This window comes from Paraburkholderia sp. BR10936 (assembly GCF_040965735.1).
GTDB lineage: Bacteria > Pseudomonadota > Gammaproteobacteria > Burkholderiales > Burkholderiaceae > Paraburkholderia > Paraburkholderia nodosa_A.
This window is the reverse complement of sequence record NZ_JBFRCM010000006.1, coordinates 160360-179921: the sequence shown is the minus strand read 5'-3', so window position 1 is coordinate 179921 and position 19562 is coordinate 160360. Positions and strand designations below refer to the sequence as shown.

At 62.0% G+C, this 19562-nt stretch carries 20 protein-coding genes and 1 pseudogene; 11 read left to right on the top strand and 10 right to left on the bottom strand.

The genetic code is table 11. The annotated features are described in order from the left end of the window. Window positions 1-18 precede the first annotated feature (18 nt). From AB4Y36_RS15345 to AB4Y36_RS15315, 7 genes and pseudogenes are all read right to left on the bottom strand, one after another. On the bottom strand, window positions 19-1566 hold the full coding sequence (locus AB4Y36_RS15345) for a hypothetical protein (protein ID WP_368683438.1): 1548 nt from the start codon (window positions 1564-1566) through the stop codon (window positions 19-21). 181 nt (window positions 1567-1747) lie between these two features. Further along, entirely contained in the window at window positions 1748-2047 is a 300-nt protein-coding gene (locus AB4Y36_RS15340) for a hypothetical protein (protein WP_069265882.1), read from the bottom strand. Window positions 2048-2207: 160 nt separating this feature from the next. Beyond that, the gene (locus tag AB4Y36_RS15335; RefSeq protein WP_368610295.1) at window positions 2208-3188 is read right to left on the bottom strand and encodes a helix-turn-helix domain-containing protein; all 981 of its coding nucleotides are present in this window, start codon (window positions 3186-3188) and stop codon (window positions 2208-2210) included. A 400-nt stretch (window positions 3189-3588) separates the two neighbouring features. Further along, window positions 3589-4590 carry an NADP-dependent oxidoreductase gene (locus AB4Y36_RS15330; protein WP_368683563.1) on the bottom strand — a complete coding sequence of 334 codons (1002 nt, stop codon included), beginning with the start codon at window positions 4588-4590 and terminating at the stop codon, window positions 3589-3591. Between the two features lie 43 nt (window positions 4591-4633). Beyond that, a pseudogene (locus AB4Y36_RS15325) lies at window positions 4634-4837 on the bottom strand (short-chain dehydrogenase/reductase); the annotation flags it as partial. 80 nt (window positions 4838-4917) lie between these two features. Then, a complete protein-coding gene (locus AB4Y36_RS15320) occupies window positions 4918-5526 on the bottom strand; it encodes a TetR/AcrR family transcriptional regulator (RefSeq protein WP_368602417.1) in 609 nt (202 codons plus the stop codon). A gap of 96 nt (window positions 5527-5622) precedes the next feature. After that, window positions 5623-6042 (bottom strand): helix-turn-helix domain-containing protein, encoded by a 420-nt coding sequence (locus AB4Y36_RS15315; RefSeq protein ID WP_069265879.1) that lies wholly within the window; start codon window positions 6040-6042, stop codon window positions 5623-5625. A 276-nt stretch (window positions 6043-6318) separates the two neighbouring features. Between AB4Y36_RS15315 and AB4Y36_RS15310 the strand changes: the two genes are divergently transcribed. Together AB4Y36_RS15310 and AB4Y36_RS15305 are read left to right on the top strand one after the other, a co-directional pair. Continuing rightward, on the top strand, window positions 6319-7191 hold the full coding sequence (locus AB4Y36_RS15310; RefSeq protein WP_368683437.1) for an NmrA family NAD(P)-binding protein: 873 nt from the start codon (window positions 6319-6321) through the stop codon (window positions 7189-7191). Between the two features lie 90 nt (window positions 7192-7281). Further along, a complete protein-coding gene (locus AB4Y36_RS15305; RefSeq protein WP_368683436.1) occupies window positions 7282-7653 on the top strand; it encodes a DoxX family protein in 372 nt (123 codons plus the stop codon). Between the two features lie 70 nt (window positions 7654-7723). On the opposite strand, the gene AB4Y36_RS15300 is transcribed toward AB4Y36_RS15305, so the two are convergent. Continuing rightward, window positions 7724-8824: a YeiH family protein gene (locus tag AB4Y36_RS15300; protein WP_368683435.1), complete on the bottom strand. Its 1101-nt coding sequence runs from the start codon at window positions 8822-8824 to the stop codon at window positions 7724-7726. A gap of 294 nt (window positions 8825-9118) precedes the next feature. Here AB4Y36_RS15300 and AB4Y36_RS15295 point away from each other — a divergent pair, with 294 nt between their 5' ends. After that, window positions 9119-10099, top strand: coding sequence for a LysR family transcriptional regulator (locus AB4Y36_RS15295; protein ID WP_368683434.1), 981 nt, complete (start codon window positions 9119-9121; stop codon window positions 10097-10099). Here the strand turns inward: AB4Y36_RS15295 and AB4Y36_RS15290 are convergent. Next, entirely contained in the window at window positions 10076-10993 is a 918-nt protein-coding gene (locus AB4Y36_RS15290; protein ID WP_368683433.1) for a LysR family transcriptional regulator, read from the bottom strand. The genes AB4Y36_RS15295 and AB4Y36_RS15290 overlap by 24 nt on opposite strands. Window positions 10994-11121: 128 nt before the next feature. On the opposite strand from AB4Y36_RS15290, the gene AB4Y36_RS15285 reads away from it, so the two are divergent. The 7 genes from AB4Y36_RS15285 (at window position 11122) to AB4Y36_RS15255 (ending at window position 17639) form a co-directional block, all read left to right on the top strand. After that, complete coding sequence (locus AB4Y36_RS15285) at window positions 11122-11916, top strand: SDR family oxidoreductase (protein WP_368602411.1); 795 nt, start codon at window positions 11122-11124, stop codon at window positions 11914-11916. Between the two features lie 118 nt (window positions 11917-12034). Beyond that, window positions 12035-12937 (top strand): LysR substrate-binding domain-containing protein, encoded by a 903-nt coding sequence (locus AB4Y36_RS15280; RefSeq protein WP_069265874.1) that lies wholly within the window; start codon window positions 12035-12037, stop codon window positions 12935-12937. Window positions 12938-13101: 164 nt separating this feature from the next. Further along, complete coding sequence (locus AB4Y36_RS15275; RefSeq protein ID WP_368683432.1) at window positions 13102-14334, top strand: PLP-dependent aminotransferase family protein; 1233 nt, start codon at window positions 13102-13104, stop codon at window positions 14332-14334. Continuing rightward, entirely contained in the window at window positions 14331-14555 is a 225-nt protein-coding gene (locus AB4Y36_RS15270; protein ID WP_069265872.1) for a DUF3311 domain-containing protein, read from the top strand. The genes AB4Y36_RS15275 and AB4Y36_RS15270 overlap by 4 nt, the downstream gene beginning before the upstream one ends. Further along, complete coding sequence (mctP, locus tag AB4Y36_RS15265; protein WP_342949004.1) at window positions 14552-16075, top strand: monocarboxylate uptake permease MctP; 1524 nt, start codon at window positions 14552-14554, stop codon at window positions 16073-16075. Before AB4Y36_RS15270 ends, mctP begins: the two co-directional genes overlap by 4 nt. Beyond that, window positions 16059-16748: a class I SAM-dependent methyltransferase gene (locus AB4Y36_RS15260; protein ID WP_141710726.1), complete on the top strand. Its 690-nt coding sequence runs from the start codon at window positions 16059-16061 to the stop codon at window positions 16746-16748. The genes mctP and AB4Y36_RS15260 overlap by 17 nt, the downstream gene beginning before the upstream one ends. Window positions 16749-16772: 24 nt before the next feature. Beyond that, window positions 16773-17639 (top strand): MBL fold metallo-hydrolase, encoded by an 867-nt coding sequence (locus tag AB4Y36_RS15255; protein ID WP_368683431.1) that lies wholly within the window; start codon window positions 16773-16775, stop codon window positions 17637-17639. Window positions 17640-18113: 474 nt separating this feature from the next. On the opposite strand, the gene AB4Y36_RS15250 is transcribed toward AB4Y36_RS15255, so the two are convergent. Further along, window positions 18114-18869: a DeoR/GlpR family DNA-binding transcription regulator gene (locus AB4Y36_RS15250; RefSeq protein ID WP_368602406.1), complete on the bottom strand. Its 756-nt coding sequence runs from the start codon at window positions 18867-18869 to the stop codon at window positions 18114-18116. 103 nt (window positions 18870-18972) lie between these two features. On the opposite strand from AB4Y36_RS15250, the gene AB4Y36_RS15245 reads away from it, so the two are divergent. Beyond that, entirely contained in the window at window positions 18973-19560 is a 588-nt protein-coding gene (locus AB4Y36_RS15245; RefSeq protein ID WP_069265987.1) for an NUDIX domain-containing protein, read from the top strand. Window positions 19561-19562: the final 2 nt, after the last annotated feature.

The window sequence follows — 19562 nt, the reverse complement described above, 5'->3', positions numbered from 1 at the left end:
GAACCGGCCGCCTCGATGCTATGCGTTGTTTAACAAGATCATCGCGTGGATCTTTGAAAGCGCCTGCTGCCATGCGGCGGTGTCGCGCGTGGCGTCGCCTTTGTTGATCAGCGGTTCGAGCATTGAAAGCAGGTCTGTAGAGCGCGAGGTGTCTTTCGGCGTGTTCATGTCGGAGACGAGCACACCTCGTTCGTACTTCGAATCACGCGTATCCTGCGCCGACGACTGACTCAGCGTGGCATTCAACAGTACGCCGCGCGACGTCGCCATCTGCACCGTGCTCTCGGCGCTATCGTCGATCCGCACGTAATCGTAGTTTTGCGAATCTCTCGACGATGTGAGGACAGGCGCGCCCCCACCCTGCAGCGCCTGATGGTAGCTCGCGCTCAAATGCGATTGCTGGGTCTGCGAGATCTTGCCCTCGCGCGCCGTGCCTTCGAGCTGCGTGCTCTGCGCAACCTGATACGAGAATGAATCGACTTCACCGGGGCGCATCGGATTGGGCGACGTGCTCGCGTCCGTGATCGACGCGCTGAAGTCTGCGAGCCCCGTGAGCATCGCCTGATCCGACTGCTGCAGCGTCGGCGAGTACGCGGCGCCCGGCAATGTCCCGCCCGAAGGCGTGCCATAGTCCTCGTTCATTTGCGTAAAGCCGTCTTCGAACATCGACATCAGCGCGGCATTGCCTTGTCCGCGCGAATTCGCATGGTCGAACTGCTGCAGATAGCTCGCAATCGAAGCCGCGCGCTGCGCGCCCGTTCCCCACAACGCGGAATGACTCGTGTCGACCTTGAGGTTCATCGTGCCTGCGGCGCTCGTGACGCTCAGGCTGCGCGCCGAGTTGTCCTGCGCGTAGCTGGCCGAAATATTCGCGTTGCCGTTGGCCGTCACGCTGTACTGAAAGTTCACCGATGCGAGCGCCGACGTGTCGAACTGCGCGAGGCCGCTCAAATCGAGTTTGGGCGGCACGGCGCCCAGGCCGTCGATGGCCTGCTGGAAACCGTCCGAGAGCTTCGCCAGCGCGTTGCGTTCGCTTTCGCTCAGCGTGCCGCTGCTCTTGATACTCACCGCGAGGCCGCCGTCTTCGCTGCCCAGTTCGATGTCGACCGCCACGCCGCTCGTCGTACGAATCGTCAGACCGATCTGACCACTTGCGCCATGTGATCCTTGTCCTACTGTCGCCAGGCCGCTTGCGGACGAAACGCTCACCGACTGCGCGTAGTCGCTGCCCGTGGTCTTGAAGCGATCGAGCAGCGCACTGCCCAGTCCGGCGAAATGACCCGCCATCGTCTGCGCGGCGTAGTCGCCCATCATCCTGAGCGACACGATATCGCTGGTATCGCTCGCCCAGCTCAACACCGGCGTCGTGCCAGTGAGCGTGCCTTCGGGCGTGTAGGTCTGAAGCACGGCAATGCCATCTGCCGAAGGAATCGTGACGATGGTCGAGGGCGCGAGCGCAGCGAGACTGGACACGTCGGTGTCGGCCTCGGCGGTGGGATTCATGCTGCTCACGAGGGGCGTGAGCGCAAGGGTCGTGGCGGCATTCAGGGACGATAGCGTGGTCATGGCTCGATGCGTTCTTGTTGTTTGCCAGGCTGCACGCCTGGCCGTTCGCAAAAAGGCGCCGCGCGCCAGCATGCCGGCGCGGCCAACTGCTCTATCGCTCTATCGTCAGGTATTACGAAATCTTTAGGTTGACCTTACACCTGCCCATACGGGCACGTGTGCGTATCGAGCCGTTTGCGGCTCAGCTTGCGCAGGCCAACGCGGGCATCCGGCGGGACGCGTCGAAGTCCCGGGCCTTCATGGCAGCCGCAGCGCAGCCACGCTTGTCCAGCCGCTCGGCCAGCAGCCAGCTAAACACGTCCAGCGCGGTCCTGCCGTGCGTCGCAATGAATTCGCGCATCACTTCCTGCACGGCACCTTCCTGTGTCGCCGTCGACAGCATGCTGGAAATATGCGACGCGCCACGCGCGAGTTCGAGCGAATATGCCGCTTCGTAGTAGTACAGGCCGCCTTGACGCGGCTTTTTGTGGGCCTTTTTCATGTTTCCCCCGTTTGCCCGTATCTGGCAGGCGCCTGCATCTTTGCAGGCGGCGCATGACGCGGCAATGAATCGGCAGTGCCTGGGGCCAAATCTGTCGCTATGTCTCAAATACTTGTTGTTTTGTCTCACATGCGGCTTGCACGACCCACGTGTTTCATGCTCAACGCATCAAGGCCATCCAGTAGCGCCAGTCGTCCGCCCCGGACTCTTTCGCCAGTTCGGTCTCGCCATTGAGCGCCAGCATGCGTACCGCGCGCGGCGAGAGACCAATCGAACGGCGAAACGCGCGCGTGAAATTCGCGGCGTCGGTGAATCCGTGTGCGGCGGCAATGTCGGCAATCGACATGCCGCGTCGCGCCGGGTCGGCGAGCATCTCGCGGCAGCGCCGCAAGCGGCGCTCGCGCACATAAGTCGCGAAACCGCCCTCCTGTTCGAATAGCCGGTAAAGCGTGGCGCGCGACATGTCGAATGCACGCGTTACGAATTCCGCGTTCAGTTGCGGATCGGTCAGGCGCTTCTCCACATAGCGGCAGATCGATACGAACACACATTCCTGAACAGCCGGCCAGTGTTCCGGGCTCACGCTCGCGTTGAGCGCGCTGGCCGCAAGTTGAAGCGTGGCGGGCATGACGGCCTGGGCGTGGGTGAGCGTCAACTGCGGGGCATGTCGGTAAAGCGCACCCAGATGCTCGCGCAGCAGCGCGACCGTGGGATCGGTGCCGCGAATGACACGCATGCTCTGCTGGTCGGGAGCAGTCAGCAAAGGGGCGAGCAAGCGCCGCGGCACCGCCAGGTTAAGGAATTCGCTCTGCGTGGTGTCGGTCGCGAGCGGTTGGGCCGCGTCCACGATGAACATGTCGCCCGGCTGCGTACACGCTTCCGGGCCGCCGTCGCGCGCCCGGCAGTGGCCACCTAGATAGAACTGCAGAACATATTGATCGTGACCGTCACGGCCGATCTTCGCGTTCGAGCGGTCGTAGCGCTGCGCGCCCGTGCGTATCGAGCCCAGCACCACGTCGCCGACCAGATAGCCGCTCACGCTGGTGCCGAATCCCGCGTCGCGCGATTCTGCGGTCTGCGTGTCGAAAATCACGCTCACTGCCTCGCGCCACGCGGAAAACTGCTGGTCGCGAGGCAGCACGCTGGTATCGAACGTGGAATGAGGCAGGGAATTCGGCGTTGGGCTCATAGGCCACCTTGGTATGCGTAATGACTACGGGATGGGCAACCTCCACTCGACTACTGGGCTATCGGTTGCGCGCGCAAATTCTTTAGAGCAGGCGGCGCAAGGAAAAACGAGTAAGGGGAATCCGCCTTGCTGCGCGCTGGACGGGCGGCCATTCGATGCCCCGGAAAGGCTGAAATGCACAACGCGCGGCGCCGTCTTCGACAAAGAGGAGGAAGGTCCGATGAGCCCGCTTCATTGCATCGGCTACCCGTGCTGCTGCGGACTGTTACAAGGTGTATTCAAGTTCACGAAGTGAATACCGCCCCAGCAAGGGCCGTTGCCTCTGCCAGGAAGCCAACACAGATCCCTCCTTTTATCGAATCTTGATAACGACCTTACCCTTAGCACGTCCGGTTTCAACATAAGCCAAAGCCTCTCGCGTTGACTCGAACGGGAATATACGATCGATCACAGGCTTTATCGCAGCAGAGTCGAAGAGCCCGGCTATCTGGGTTAGCTGATCTCCGTCGGCACGCATAAAGAGGAATGAATAGTCGACATTCCGACGTCTTGCCGCCTTTCGGATGCGATAGCTTAGAAGGTGCATCGCCGCTCTCAGGAACCAGGCGGCACCCATCTGCCTGGCAAATTCAGGATCGGGCGGACCGGCGATTCCGATCAGCTTGCCACCCGACTTGAGCACTTGCAATGATTTTTCGAGGGTCTTTCCGCCCTGCGTATCCAGCACTACGTCATAGTCTTTCAATACGGCGGCAAAGTCGTCCTTCCTGTAATCGATGACGATGTCCGCACCGAGTTGCTTCATCAATCCCGCATTCGCGGCGCTCGCTGTCGTCGCGACGGTTGCGCCCAGATGCTTCGCCAGTTGAATGGCGAAGGTGCCGACACCGCCCGAGCCAGCGTGTATGAGCACCTTCTGCCCTTTCTTCAGTTGTGCTCGTTCGACCAGCGCCTGCCACGCAGTCAGGCCCACCAACGGGATCGAAGCCGCTTCTTCCATACTTAGCGCTTTGGGCTTGAGCGCCACGGCGTCTTCCGTGATCGCGATGAATTCCGCGAAAGTGCCGATCCGGTCTTTGGGCGGTCGCGCATACACCTCATCGCCCGGTTTCAATCGCCTCACGTGTGATCCGACGCGGACAATGGTCCCAGCGAGGTCGTTGCCCAGAATCAGCGGCAAGCGGTAGGGCAAAATAAGCTTGAACTCTCCGTCCCTGATCTTCGAATCAAGCGGGTTCACGCCAGCGGCGTGAATCTGGATGAGTACGTCGTCCTCACGCAGTTCCGGATCCGGCATTTCGCCGGCTCGTATGCCATTCTCGCGTCCATATCGATCGACGACGAATGCCTTCATCATGGTTCGTTGTTCCTTGCCAGTTTCTTGTTGCGTGAATCATCTACGCTGTGAGCCGCAGGTCCTTGCGAATGCCGGCGTCCGCCAGGCCCACAGGGGCAAATCTGCGTAGCAATCGGAGACGGCCGGCGAGTCCGCCCGCCGCATAGCGGAGTTTCGGGCGCGCCGCGAGAGCGGCCCGCAATACGGTTTCGGCCACAACCTCAGGACCGTCAGCGCTTTCGACTACCTCCTTGACTCGCCGATCGTGCGCGCCTGGTCGTTGGATCAAAAATATGATAGACGTCATATTTTTGATCCAACGAAAGCCGATACCGGGCACACGGATTACTCATCAGCGGGTGCGAATGTATTCAGTGCGGCTTCGAGAAGACTATCCGACAGTTTGGGGTCGTCGACGGCGCGCGCCAGCACCATGGTGCCGACCATGGTAGCAACAGTCAGAAGTGCCTGCTCATGCGCGCCCGGCTGCCCCCAGTCGGGCAATTGGCGCGCGACGACATCGATCATCTCCTTGATGCGGCGGGTGGCCGCGCGACGCACGACTGGCGCCTGACGCGGCATCTCCGAGCCAAGGGCAGAGACCGGGCAGCCCGTTTCTATGGCGTCACGGTGCTCCTTCGACAGATAGGCGCGCACCATCGACGGCAATGCCTGCTCCTGCGGCACGGAGGCGGCGATTTGCTCCGACAATGCCACGGCCTCGGCACCGGCGCGGTCGGCCGCTTCCGCAAGCAGCACTTCCCGCGATGGAAAGTGCGCGTAGAAGCCGCCATGTGTCAGGCCAGCCTCTTTCATGATGTCGGCCACTCCCGTCCCGTCGTAGCCACTGCGTCGAATCGCGCGGGCGGCAACCTCGACGATGCGCTCGTGCGTGATTTCCTTGCGGCTGGCCGGTTTTCGATTGGATGATGGTTTTTGCATGATGGTCATCATATACCACTTCAGCGCAATTTGCTGCACGAAGCAATCTCGGTTGGGATCACCCGAACGTTCGTTCTGGCACCGACGACCTCGCATCGGCTCGAGCATCTAGCGCGGGACGTCACCGGATGCGCCGTCAAAGCGCACGCGCGCGGCATGGATGTCGGGATAACGACGATCGGCCCAATCGATGAGGGCCGCCATCGGGTCCAACAGGGACTGGCCTAGCGGAGCCAGACGATATTCCACGCTGGGTGGGCTGGTGGGAAAAACATGGCGAGTGATGAGTCCGTCGCGCTCCAGATCGCGCAGTGTCTGGGTAAGCATGCGCTTGGAAATGTCAGGGATGGCCCGGTGAAGCTCACTGAAGCGCCGCGATCGCGTCGCCAGCTCCATGATCATGAGCATGCTCCATTTGTCGCCGATGCGGTCGAGCACGTCGCGAATCGCGCAGTGTGCAGGCTGGGCGGCGCCCAGTTCACGTTGATAACGGCTGAATCTCTCGATCGCCTTCTGGACAGTGCTCATTCGGGTTCCCCTAAACTCCTCTGGTAACAAAAAACTGCCTCCTTCCGGCGCGAGGCATTGGTCTCTATGATAGACCTACCCTCAAACAAAGACTGCTCCACAGGGAGCTCGAATGTCAAACCCTGTTCCCGGCCGCCTTCCGTAGCTGACTCCGGCGGGCATCTGGGCCGGCGCGTTGAGTCGCAGGCGGAAGCCGAAGATTCCACCATTACCGCATCCAGCAGTAGCCGCAGAAGAGTTGGCATTTAAGGGCAATTTTAATTTCAGGAGAACTACATGATTTTGGTAATGGGAATTACCGGACGCGTAGGTGGCGCAACGGCCCAACATCTATTGGCGCAAGGCCGGCAAGTACGGGCGCTGGTCCGCAATCGCGAGAAGGCGGCGAATTGGGTGGATCGAGGCGTGGAACTCGTCGACGGCGACTGGAATGATGCGGCCACCGTGGAGAGGGCGCTCGATGGAGTCGACGGCGCATTTGTCATGTTGCCGGCTGTCTGGGCACCCTCGCCTGATTTCAGGGAAGCAAAGGGCGTGATCGCGAACTATGTCGAGGCGCTGACCAGAGCAGCGCCGCCGCGGGTGGTCGTGCTCTCGTCGATGGGGGCGAACAGAACCAGCGGGCTGGGAATGATCACGGCCCTGTCGCTTCTCGAGCAAGGACTACGCGATCTGACGTTGCCGATCGCCTATGTGCGAGCCGGCGGGTTTTTCGAAAACTTCCTTTACGGCCTGCACGTCGCCCAGAGCGGCACGCTACCTGTCTACTACAACCCGACGAGTCGGAAGTCGACCATGGTCGCGACCGACGATATCGGTGCCGAAGTGGCGGCGCTGCTGACCGGGCAGCCGTGGTCCGGGCATCGCGTCGTCGAGCTTGGCTCGATGGTCAGCGCGGACGAAGTCGCGGCCCAACTGGGCGAAGTCTTGCAGCGCGACGTCAAGGCCCTTTCCATCCCGCGGGCCGGCTGGCCAGCAGCGTTCGAACAGTTCGGCGTCCCGAGGGGACAGACCGGGGCCGCCGAAGCGATGTTCGATGCCGTCAACGCGGGCTGGATGGATCTCGGCGTCGCGGGTACGGAACATATCGCGGGCACGACGTCTCCTCGCGATGTCTTTGCGGCGGCCTACAAGGCCAATACGGCATGAACTCGGCATGAACAACGGAGACCGGCCGTCTCGTCGAACGGGCGGCCGCACTAGTCCTCGGCTGTGCACTCAACAGAGTAGGTAGAACGAATGTCCAAGATTTCCTGGCGCCAGGTATTACCTTTGGTTCTTGCCGCTTTTTTCGTCGTCGGGTCGCTCAGCAACATCGTCGCCCCGCGATCCATCTTTGAGGAGTACCTGAAGTGGGGATATCCGCAGTGGTTCCATTTCGTAACTGGTTCGCTGGAACTCATGACTGCCCTTCTGCTCGCGCGACCACGGACGCGGCTGTGGGGCTCGGCGCTCGGCTGCACCGTAATGTTGGCCGCGCTGGCAACCGTCGCAGTGCACGGCGAATACGGACACGGGGTGGCGCCGCTTGTCGCGGCGACACTATCGATTGTTGTGGGCTGGATTGCCTGGCGCGAGCGGCTCACTACCGGTTCTTTGGCTCGGGCCTAAACCAGCAGGAGCAGGAGCATTCGCTCGAAGCTTCCCACATGACGTCTATCTGAAGCGTTTAACGGCAACATCACGCAATCCGTATTAGGTGGATCAGAACCAGACTCATCGCCGCCAACACCAGTATCGAAAGAATCACCGCCGACGTGACGCGCGGACCAGCCTTTGCGACGGTACGCAGATCGGTACCTACACCCAAAGCAGCCATTGAAACAACCGTGAGCGCGCTGCCTAGCTCGCTCGCCGGCTGCAAAAGCGGCATGGGAATCATCTCCGTCGCTCGAGCCGCGCACAGGAGAACGAAGCCGACGATAAACCATGGCACCAGCTTCGTCAGACGAACCTTGCCGGGCAGCATCGTCGTACCGTCGCCCGGCTCCGGCGTACCTGGGTTCGCAGCACGTACAGGCAGAAGCGTGGACAGGAGCAGCATCACCGGTCCGAGCATGAGCACACGCACCAGTTTAACCAGCGTGCCAATATGCACACTGACGGGTGAAACGGGTATGGTCGCTGCAAGCACCTGTGGCACCGCATAGACGGTCATACCTGCCAATGTCCCATACTGCACGGCGTTCAGATGAAGAGCCGCAGATAGCAGCGGCAAGCCAAGCACTACCGCAACGCCAAGCACCGCGGTGAAGGCGATCGATGCAGTGACATCGTCGCGGCTGGCGCCGATCACGGGCGCAACCGCTGCGATGGCTGAATTTCCGCAGATCGAATTTCCGCACGCGATCAGGACCGCCATGCGCCGTGGCAACTTCAGTGCGCGTCCTGTTCCGTAACTCACCAGGATGGCCGCGATGACGATCACAACGATGCCCGACAGCAGCTTGAGGCCGGTCGCCTGCAATGCGGCGGCGCTAAAGGATACGCCGAGCAGCACGACGGAGATTTCCAGCAAGGCTTTGGCGCTGAACGTAATCCCGCTTGTCCAACGCTCACCCGGCGTCCATATCATACGGACCAGCGCCCCAACGACGATCGCGAGCACGAGCGATTCGAGCCACACATGACCAAATAGACGCGCTTGCAGCGTTTGCAGCAGCCATGCGATCAGGCATACGCCGGCACAGAGCGCAACACCGGGAATCAGTCCAATAAGGTAACAGGGCCCAACCGCATACTTGCTACGGGATGTTCGGCGATTCGGCGAAAGAGACGACATTTCGACACCAGTCGGTTAAACGGAGTGACTAGGCTATGCGTCGTTCGGTGTCGTGAAAAATACAAAATAGGCAGCTGTTGCCTGACTTTGAGTTATGCCACCTCATCTCCAGGTTCTGGCAGCCCCCTGCAGGCTGATCACGGCGATCGTTTCCCACAGGAAACGGTGTTGCACTTGCGGCATCCTTTAATGGCGGATGAAACGGCGCTACCATCGTGGCCGTCTCGTGGGAAATCGTGGGTCGCCGGATTTCGGACCATGAATCGGCCACGGCGATTCTCGCGGGCCTTGCCAATGAATTTCACTCATCTGTTTGCTTTCTATGAAGTTGCCCGCGCCGGCAGCTTGAGCGGCGGCGCCTTGCGTCTGCGGGTAAGCCAGCCCGCCGTTAGCCGCGAAGTCAAGGAACTGGAAGATCGCCTGGGTATCCTACTGTTCGACAGGCTGCCCCGAGGCGTGGCGCTCACCTATGCGGGAAAACTGCTATTCGATTACGCAGAACGGATATTCACCCTGGCCGAGGCGGCCCGATCCGAATTGAAGGAAATCGCAGGTCTTGACTCAGGGCACCTTCAAATAGGCGCGAGCGCAACACTCGGTGTCTACCTCGTGCCGAAGATGATCGCCACATTCACGACGCGCTATCCAAAGGTCAGCATCGAACTGACTGTGACCAATACACAGGAGGTCGTGCGCGGCCTCGGTAACGGCAACTACACGCTCGGTTTCATCGAGGGTCCATACGACGAAGCACGCCTGCACGCGCAATATGTTGGCTCCGACGAAATCGTACTCGCAGCCGCGCCGGGGTTGCGTCAAAGCAACGGGCAACTACTGTTGGCGCGCAATCTTGCAGAACGGAGGGTGATCCTGCGCGAACCGGGTTCGGGTACGCGCGCGGTGGTCGAATCCGCGTATCAGCGCGCCGGGTTCGAGATGGTACCTTCCATGTCGGTGAGCGATACGGAGGCCATCAAGCGCATGCTTGTTTCGCAACCGAGCATGGCCTACCTGTCCTCACTCACTATCGAGACGGAAATCGCCCGTGGCGAAATCCGCACCCTGGAGGTGGCTGACATGCGAATAGAACGCGCGCTGCATCTGGTCTGGCTCAAGAGGCGTTCGCTTTCACCATGCGCTCGGGCCTTCTTCGAACTAGCCCTTGAGCATACCGCGCATGCGGGCGGTCCTTTTCCCATCGCTGGGGGTCACGTTTGCGACGCTCCGGCAATGCAAAGCGACCAAGCCCGGCTAGCCCCCCGCGGCCATCCCTGACTTGGCTATGCGTGCGACTCGACCGCCCTCCCCGCTTTGAAACTGTTGAACGATCATATCGACGACGACACGCACGCGTGCCGTCCGGTGAAAATCGGCATGCATGCCGAGCCAGACATCGTAGGCACTTTGTACATCGGGCAGCACGCGCACAAGATCAGGAATGGCATCACCGATATAGGTCGGCAATTCTCCGATACCCAGCGCGCCTTGCAAGGAGGCGACGAGCGCGAGAATCGAGTTCACCTGTACGCCCGGCACCCGCAGGCTGGTTCTCAACGCTTGCAGCGGCGGGAACCAGCGGATCCCGTCGCCCGCGACAAGCGCGACGAACTCGTGCGCAACGAGATCGCCAATATCACGCGGCGTCGGGAAGTTCGCGAGGTATGCCGGACTCGCGTACAGCGCGGTCGTCAGACCGGGAAGACGACGCACGATAGCTGACGCCTGCTGCGGTCGTACGTTGCGCGCGACGATATCGTTCTCGCGTTGTGCGAGCCTGGAAAACGCTGAAGCGATATCCACCTCGATGCGAATCTCCGGGTACTTGCGACGCACCGATGCAATGGCCGGTATGACATACCCGGTGCCCAGCACATCCGACGTGCCAACACGGACCACACCGCGCGGCGACATATCTGCACCACCCGCGCGCCGCTCGAGTTCCAGCGCACTGCGCTCCATCTCCGTCGCGACGTCGACCAGTGCTTCGGCCGTGTCTGTCGGCAAATAGCCGCGGGGCGTGCGCAGAAACAGCCTGGCCTTCAGTTCATGCTCCAGCGCGGCCAGTTGACGGCTGACCGTAGGCGGATTGCTGTTCAATTCGCGCGAAGCGCCGGCAAGCGTCCGATGCCGATAGACGGCAATGAAAAACCGCAATCTGTTCCAGTCCATAGGTTCATTTCATCAGACGAACATGTCGACCAGTCGTTTCAAGAATGGAATCCGGCATTACCGAATCGACCGTTTATGCAAGTATCGCCGGAAACTAGACTGACCGTGTTCTCGTAACGAAGAGGGAGATGATGGATCTGAAACTGTCGGGAAAAACGGCGCTCGTACTCGGCGCGTCACGCGGGCTCGGACTGGCGAGCGCAATCGAACTGGGACGCGAGGGGGCGAACGTGATGATCGCTTCGTCGAACGGCGGCCATCATGCACACGCACTGGCGCAGCTACGCGAAGCGGGCGTGACGAACGCACACGCGATCACAGTGGACGTAAGGCGTCCAGACGACGCATCGCATGCGCTCGCCGATACCGTCGCCCAATTTGGCTCGCTCGATATTCTGGTCAACAACGCCGGAGGTCCACCCTTCGGCTCGTTCGACACGTTTGACGACGCCGCGTGGCAAGAGGCGTTCGAGCTCAGCTTCTTGAGCATCGCGCGCTTCACACGCCTGGCGCTGCCGCATCTGCGCCGCTCCGGCGAGGGCCGCGTGATCAATATCGTCAGCTTTTCGGTGCGGCACGCAATGCAGGGATCGATTCTGTCGACGAGCATGCGCCTGGGCGTAGTCGGCCTCGCCAAGCTGCTGTCACGCGAGGCGAACGGCAATGGCATCACCGTCAACAACGTGGCACCGGGATTGATACTGACCGACCGCATCCGCGAGTCGTCGCTCAAGCAGAAACTCGCGGACGGCAGAAGCGAACAACAGGGCCTCGCGGAACTGGCCGCGGAAGTCCCCTTGCGGCGCCTCGGTCGTCCGGAGGAACTCGGCGCGCTGGTCGCGTTTCTGGCGTCTCCCCGCGCCAGCTATATCAACGGCGCAACGATCCAGGTCGACGGGGGCCTCGGCACCGGCATTCTGTGATTCGCGAGGCCGGCGCGCTTCGGCTCGCGGCGCCGCTTCGTTCACCATTTCGTCAGACGAGAACCGCACTGAAAGCGGTCTAGAATGGATTCATTGTCTCAGTACGGAAACGATCGCCATGATCGACCTCAATGATCTGTATTACTTTTCGGTCGTGGTCGAGAAACGTGGCTTTTCCGCTGCGGCCGATGCAATCGGGATCCCCAAGGGCACCCTTAGCAAACGCCTGCAGGCATTGGAGCAGGCGTTGGGACTGCGGCTTGCGAACCGCACGACGCGCAAGTTCTCGCTCACCGAGGCGGGCGTGGACTTCCACGCGCACTGCCTGCGCGTAATGAACGAGGTACGCGATGCCGAGCAGGCCGCACAGGCGCGCCTGACGGAGCCGGTTGGACGCGTGCGCATCACGTGTGCGGCCGGCATCGTCCGGATGGCGCTCGATAGAGTGCTGCCGCCGTTTCTCGCCGTGCATCCGAAAATCGACATCGATCTGCAGACCTCCAGCCGCTATGTCGACATCGTTGAAGAAGGGTATGACATTGCGCTGCGCAGCCATACGGAGCCGCTGCAAAGTTCGTCGCTGATCGCGCGGCCCGTTGGGCAAACGCGCGTAGTGCTCGTCGCGAGCCCCACGCTCTTTGCGAATGGACCGCCCTCCGAGCCGGCTGAGCTGAACGGCGCGGACGGCATGCAGCTGGCGCGTCGCGATACCGGCTGTACCTGGTTGCTGCATGCCTCGGATGGACGCACCGCGACCGTTTCCTACCACCCGAGGATTCGCTGCAACGACGCGCCGTTCGCGAAGTTCGCGGCCCAGGCGGGGCTAGGCGTCGTCGCCCTACCCTCGCCGATGTGCAAGGCCGAACTCGCAGACGGACGGCTCGTGCGCGTCCTCCCGGACTGGCACATCCCACGAGGCACGTTAAGTATCGTCTTTCCGTCGCAACGCGGCATGACGCAAGCGATGCGCGCGACCGTCGACTATCTCGCCGAAGCGTTGCCCGCCTTGATGAACGACTGACTCCCTTCGCAAACAGCCTTCATTCGAGCGCATGAAAAAGGGCGCAGGCCCGATTTCGTCCTCGTCCCGATCGTTTCCACGCGGAAACAGTTTTACTCCTCCAGCCGTCTTTTTCATTGTTTCCCTGCTGTCTACGATGACGCTCTTCAAGGAGGAGCAATCAGATGGCAAATACGTTGTCCCGTGCCGAGCGGCGTATCGCTCAACGCGCACGATCGCTGAACAGTTCGGCGATTCGCGAAATTCTCAAGCTCACCGAACGACCCGACATGATCTCGTTCGCGGGCGGCGTTCCGTCGCCCGCCTCGTTTCCGCTCGCCGCACTACGCGATGCATCCGCTCGGGCGACGCATGCTTCCAGTGCCGACATCTTCCAGTACAGCGCGACGGAAGGCTATGCGCCATTGCGCGAATGGATCGCGCGCGCGCACTCGACCAGCCAGCATCCCGTCACGCCGTCCAACGTCCTGATCACGAGCGGCTCCCAGCAGGCGTTCGACCTCATCGGCAAGGTGCTTGTCGATCCCCAAAGCGCGGTGCTCGTGGAGCGGCCGACGTATCTCGGCGCGTTGCAGTCGCTCTCGCTATACGAACCCGAATTCGTGAGCGTGCAGACGGACGACCACGGCATCGTGTCGAAAGCGCTCGAGTACATCGAACCCGAGCGCGCCGCGCTGTTGTATCTGCAGCCGAACTTCCAGAATCCCACGGGGACGCGTCTGCCGTTCCAGCGTCGCAGGAAGATCGCGGAAATCGCCCGCCGCACCGGGCTCATCGTCGTCGAGGACGATCCCTATGCCGCGCTTGCGTTCGACGGCGGTCAGTTGCCGTCCATCCATTCGATGGCGCCCGACAACGTCATTTACCTGGGTTCGTTTTCAAAGGCCCTCGCGCCCGGATTGCGGGTCGGCTACATGATCGTGCCGGGCGCGCTGCAGCAAAAGTTCGTCCAGGTCAAGCAGGCGGCCGATCTGCATAGCTCGACGCTTTCGCAGCACATCGTCTACGAGACCGTGCGCGACGGATTGCTCGAATCTCACGTACCGCGACTTGCCAGTTTCTATCGTCAGCAATGCGAAGCAATGCTATCCGCACTCGACAGGCATATGCCCGAAGGCGTGCGCTGGAACGTGCCCGAAGGCGGCATGTTCGTCTGGCTCGCGCTGCCGCCCGACATCGACAGCGCGGCACTGCTCGAAGACGCGCTTGCCGTCAATGTCGCATTCGTCCCCGGCGCGCCGTTCTTTGCACGCGATCCGCTCCACCACTTTCTGCGCCTGTCCTTCGCGACCGTATCGCCGCAGCAGATCGACCGCGGCATCGAACGGCTGGCGGCGCTCATCAACGCGCACTCGCGTGCGTTCACCCCCGTTTTCGACCTGGAACTCGACCGATGACATCCCGGCTGACTCTGCTGTTGCTTGCCTCGCCCATTGTTGCCGCGCTTAGCGTGCCGTTCTACAACCGCATGACACCCACGCTCGACGGCTGGCCATTCTTCTACTGGTGGCAAACGGGCTGCGTTCTCGCGGGCGCGCTGCTGACGGGTGCAGCTTACCTGCTCGACGCGAGCGCCGTGCGCAAGTCCGCAGCGCGATCGCAAGAAGGTGCCGCATGAACGTAATGTCGATAGGTATCTTCATCGCACTTTTTGCACTGGTGAGCGTGCTGGGGATGGCGGCGGCGCGATGGCGGCGCAGCGATCTCAGCGCCATTCACGAATGGGGACTCGCCGGTCGGCGCTTCGGCACCGTCATGAGCTGGTTCCTGATCGGCGGCGACCTTTACACCGCGTACACCTTCGTCGCCGTGCCGGCGCTTGTCTTCGCTGCGGGCGCGACGGGGTTCTTCGCGGTGCCGTACACCATCATCACGTTTCCTCTCGGCTTTCTCGTCTTGCCGCGCCTGTGGCGCGTTGCGCGCAAGCATGGCCACGTGACCCTCGCCGACTACATCGAACAGCGCTTTGGCAGCCGCCCCCTTGCGCTCGCGATCGCGTTGACAGGCATTCTCGCGACCATGCCGTATATTGCGTTGCAACTGGTGGGCATTCGGGTCACGCTCGGCGCGCTCGGCCTTCCGACGCATGGCTGGCTCGGCGAAACGCCGCTTTTCGTCGCGTTCGGCGTACTCGCGGTCTATACCTGGTCGAGCGGATTACGCGCGCCGGCAATGATCGCTGTCGTCAAGGACTTGCTGATCTACGCGACGATCATCGGGGCACTGATCGTGATCCCGGCGCGGCTTGGCGGCTTCGGTCACATGTTCGCGGCGTTGCCGCCAGCGAAGCTGCTGCTGAAAGCGCCGGACGCCACGAGCCTCAACGCGTACTCGTCGTATGCAACACTCGCGCTCGGCTCGGCACTTGCGTTGCTGCTCTATCCGCATTCGATGACGGCAACACTCTCCGCATCATCCGATCGCGTGATCCGACGCAACATGGCCTTGCTGCCTGCGTATTCGCTGCTGCTCGCCTTCGTCGCACTGCTTGGTGTGATGGCGCTCGCGGCGGGTGTCGGCGCGATGCCCGAGTACGCGGATCAGTTCCGGCAATACGGCCCGAACTTCGCAGTGTTCGCACTTTTCCTGCACTACTTCCCTTCGTGGTTCGTCGGCGTCGCGTTCGCGGCGATCGGCATTGGCGCGCTGGTGCCCGCCGCGATCATGTCGATTGCCGCGGCCAATCTTTTCACGCGCAACGTGTGGCGGCCGTATTTCGCGCCGTATTGCAGCGCGGCGCGCGAGACCCGGGTGGCAAAGCAGGTCTCGCTGTTCGTCAAGTTCGGGGCGCTGGGTTTCGTGCTGTTCATGCCCGTTCAGTTTGCCATTCAGTTGCAGCTGCTCGGCGGCGTCTGGATCACGCAGACCTTGCCTGCCGTCGTGCTGGGTCTCTTCGTGCCCGCCGTGCGCGCGCGCAGTCTGATGGCGGGCTGGATATCCGGTCTGGGCACCGGCACGTGGATGGTGGCCGTGAATGGCTTCAAGACCGCTACTTACACGATTCATGTCGGCGCGCTCGCGATGCCGGTCTATGCCGCTGTGATCGCGTTGCTTGCCAACCTTGTCATCGTCCTCGCGTCGTCGGTCCTTTTCACGAAACCGCAGGAAGAAGGAGTCGAAGGTGACCTCCAGAACTGATAGCACCAACGCTGCGCTCGCGGGCATCGACATCGATACCTTGATGTCGCACCTCGCGTGCCCCACGGCCGAAACCGGCCTCGCGGTCGGCGACATGATGGAGCGCGTCAACGCCGCGTTGATCGATGCAGCGTTCACCAGACTCGATCCGCAGGCGGACGAACGCATCGTCGAGATCGGGCCAGGCAACGGCGGCCATATCCTGTCCGTGCTGACGCGTGCGCCACGGCTGACGCTCGTGGGCATCGACATATCGCCGACGATGACGTCTGCGGCTCGCGAACGCAACGCCATGTTGCTGGCGCGCGGACGCGTCGCGCTGACGACGGCGGACGTCGCCAGCATTCCCTACGCAAACGCCTCATTCGACAAGGCCATCGCGATCAACAGCGTCTACTTCTGGCCGGACCTCCTGGCAGCCCTTCGGGAAATCCGCCGTGTGCTGCGCGACGAAGGACAACTGGTGATCGCGGCGATGACACCCGAAGCGGCGCTGTCGATGCCGTTCAGCCGCCACGGTTTTCGCGTTCATGGACCGACCGCTTTTCGCGAAGCCTGCTTCGAAGCCGGCTTCGATCACGTGCAGATCGAACGCTATGTCGATCACGGGTCCGCGGCGCCCGCGCCCGCCGCGCAACGCACGTTCTTTCTCGTGCGCGCTTCGTGCATGTAGTGGATCACGCTTCAGGAGTGTTTTATGTTTCCTCATGTTCAATCGTTTCATGATGCAGTGACGGGCACTGTCAGTCACATCGTTCATGCGGGCGCGGGTTCGACTTGCGCGGTGATCGACCCGGTACTGGACTACGACACGGCGTCCGGGCGCCCGTCGACCGCGTCACTCGATCGCATCCTCGCGTTTATCGGGGAGCAGCATCTGGTCGTCGGATGGATTCTCGAAACGCATGCGCATGCGGATCATCTATCGGGCGCCGTCGAACTGAAACGGCGCAGGGGCGGCACCATCGCTACGAGCGCGCGTATCGCCGACGTGCGCTCGCTGTTCTCGACGACGTTCGATCTCGCCGACGAGCACGGCTTTGATTGTCTATTCGGACCCGAGGAAGCATTCACGATCGGCACAATGACGGCGCATGCGATTCCGACACCCGGACACACGCCCGCAGACACGGCCTATTTGATTGGCGATGCGCTGTTCGTCGGCGATACGCTGTTCATGCCCGACCTCGGCACGGCACGCTGCGATTTCCCGGGTGGCGATGCGAAAACGCTCTACGCGTCGGTCCGGCGGCTCCTGGCACTGCCCGAATCGACCCGCGTATTCGTCTGTCACGACTACCCGCCTGCGGGGCGTGACGTACGCTTCGAAACGACGATTGCCGAGCAGCGGCAACACAATATCCATGTGCGCGACGGCATCAGCGAAAGCGAATTCGTTGCGATGCGAACTGCGCGCGATCTCACGCTGAAGGTGCCCGCGCTGCTGTTCCCCGCGATGCAGGTGAATTTGCGCGGCGGACGTCTGCCCGCTTCCGATGACAACGGCCGTCGCTATATGCGGATTCCGATCGACGAGTCCTGTTTCGCGGCGGATCCCTCATGATCGGCGCGCCAAGACGGTTGCTTAAGCGCGCGGGTCCAGGCCGTGGCAATGCGTTTTGCTTCGCTACGGAAGCTCCGACTGGCGCGTGCATCGACGCAGATGCGCCTCCGCCATCAATGGACGACAGCGCCGCCCCGACCGCCCCGGTCGATTACGAAATCGAACTCATGCGCTACCTGCTGCTTTCGATGGCTGCTGCCTACTGAACACAGCATCGCTGTTCGTCGCCTGGAAACTTCAGCGCCGTGACGCGAGACTCCATCACCTCGCTGCGATGGGTACATCGTCGTCGCGCGCGCCGCTTTGGGAATTCTTCGAAATGAGAAAACGTGCAAGATTCAACGCGACTCCCAGTTTGCGCAAGCGCGATGCTGGCTCGTTTGTCATACGCCATTTGCCTGCGATCCTGCTGCTATTGCTTTTGGGCTTGAATGCGTTCGTTCTTGGCATCGTGGGATAGCCGTGATCACGCACTCAGGCGCGCACCACCGTCACGCCGGCCGCTTCGATCGGCTCGATCAGCTTCGCGTCCGCCGAACGCTCGACGACGATGGTCTGCGCCATACCGATTGGACCGATGCAATACGGCGACGCCGCGTTGAGCTTCGCGGCCGACGCCAGGACGACCGTTTCAGCCGCGCGCGCAGCCAGCGCGCGTTTTACATAGGATTCCTCGAAATCGCCCGTGCTCAGCCCGGCTTGCACGTGCACGCCCGTCACGCCCATGAAGTACAGGTCTGCGTGAATGTGCGCGATCGCCTCCACGGCCGCCGCGCCCACGGTGACCACCGAATGCTTGTAGAGCTTCCCGCCGATCAGCACGACTTCGATGGCGGGATGCTCCGCGAGCGCCACCGCGACGCCGGGGCTATGCGTGACGATGGTTGCCCGCAGATCGCGCGGCAGGCACTCGACCAGAAGCGCCGAGGTCGTCCCGCCATCGACGATCGCCACCTGCCCCGGCGCGATCATGTCCGCGGCCTTTTGCGCGATGCGCCGCTTCGCTGCCACCTCCATGCCGCGCCGCTCTGCGATAGGCGCCACCGCCGGCGAAGCCGGGAGCGCGCCGCCGTGCACGCGCTGCAACAGGCCCTCGGCGGCCAGCTCGCGCAGGTCGCGCCGCACGGTGTCCTCGGAAACGCCGAATTGCGCGCTCAGTTCGCCGGCGAGCACCTGGCCATCGCGCTTGAGCGCCGCGAGTATCGCTTTCTTTCGTTGATCTGTGAGCATGGGAATGGCGCACACCGGGTTACACGGGATTGCACGAATTTTCTTGATTTTGCACGAAACTGCACGATACCATGAATGGCGAATGCCGACCAAGGGGAACGAGATGACTGCAACGAAAGACCGCGTGCGAATGATCGAAACCACCGTGCTGTCCGACGACTGGTATGTGCTCCGCAAGGTGACCTTCGACTTCCTGCGCAGCAACGGCGCGTGGCAGCGCCAGAGCCGCGAGACCTACGATCGCGGCAACGGCGCGACCATCCTGCTGCACGATCCGCGCAGCGGCAACGTCGTGCTCACGCGGCAATTTCGCATGCCGACGTTCGTCAACGGGCACGACGGCATGATGATCGAAGCCCCGGGCGGCCTGCTCGACGACGCCGCGCCCGACGAGCGCATTCGCGCCGAAGTCGAGGAAGAAACGGGCTACCGCGTGCGCAACCTGCGCAAGGTGTTCGAGGCGTACATGAGCCCGGGCTCCGTGACCGAGAAGCTTTACTTCTACCTGGGCGAATACGACCCCGCCGAGCGGCCCGGCGCGGGCGGCGGAGTCGAAGAGGAAGGCGAGGATCTGGAAGTGGTCGAAGTGCCGCTTGGCGAGGCGCTAAGCATGATCGAGCGCGGCGAGATCGTGGACGGCAAGACGATCATGCTGTTACAACACGCGGCGTTGCGCGGTCTCGCGCGCTAACA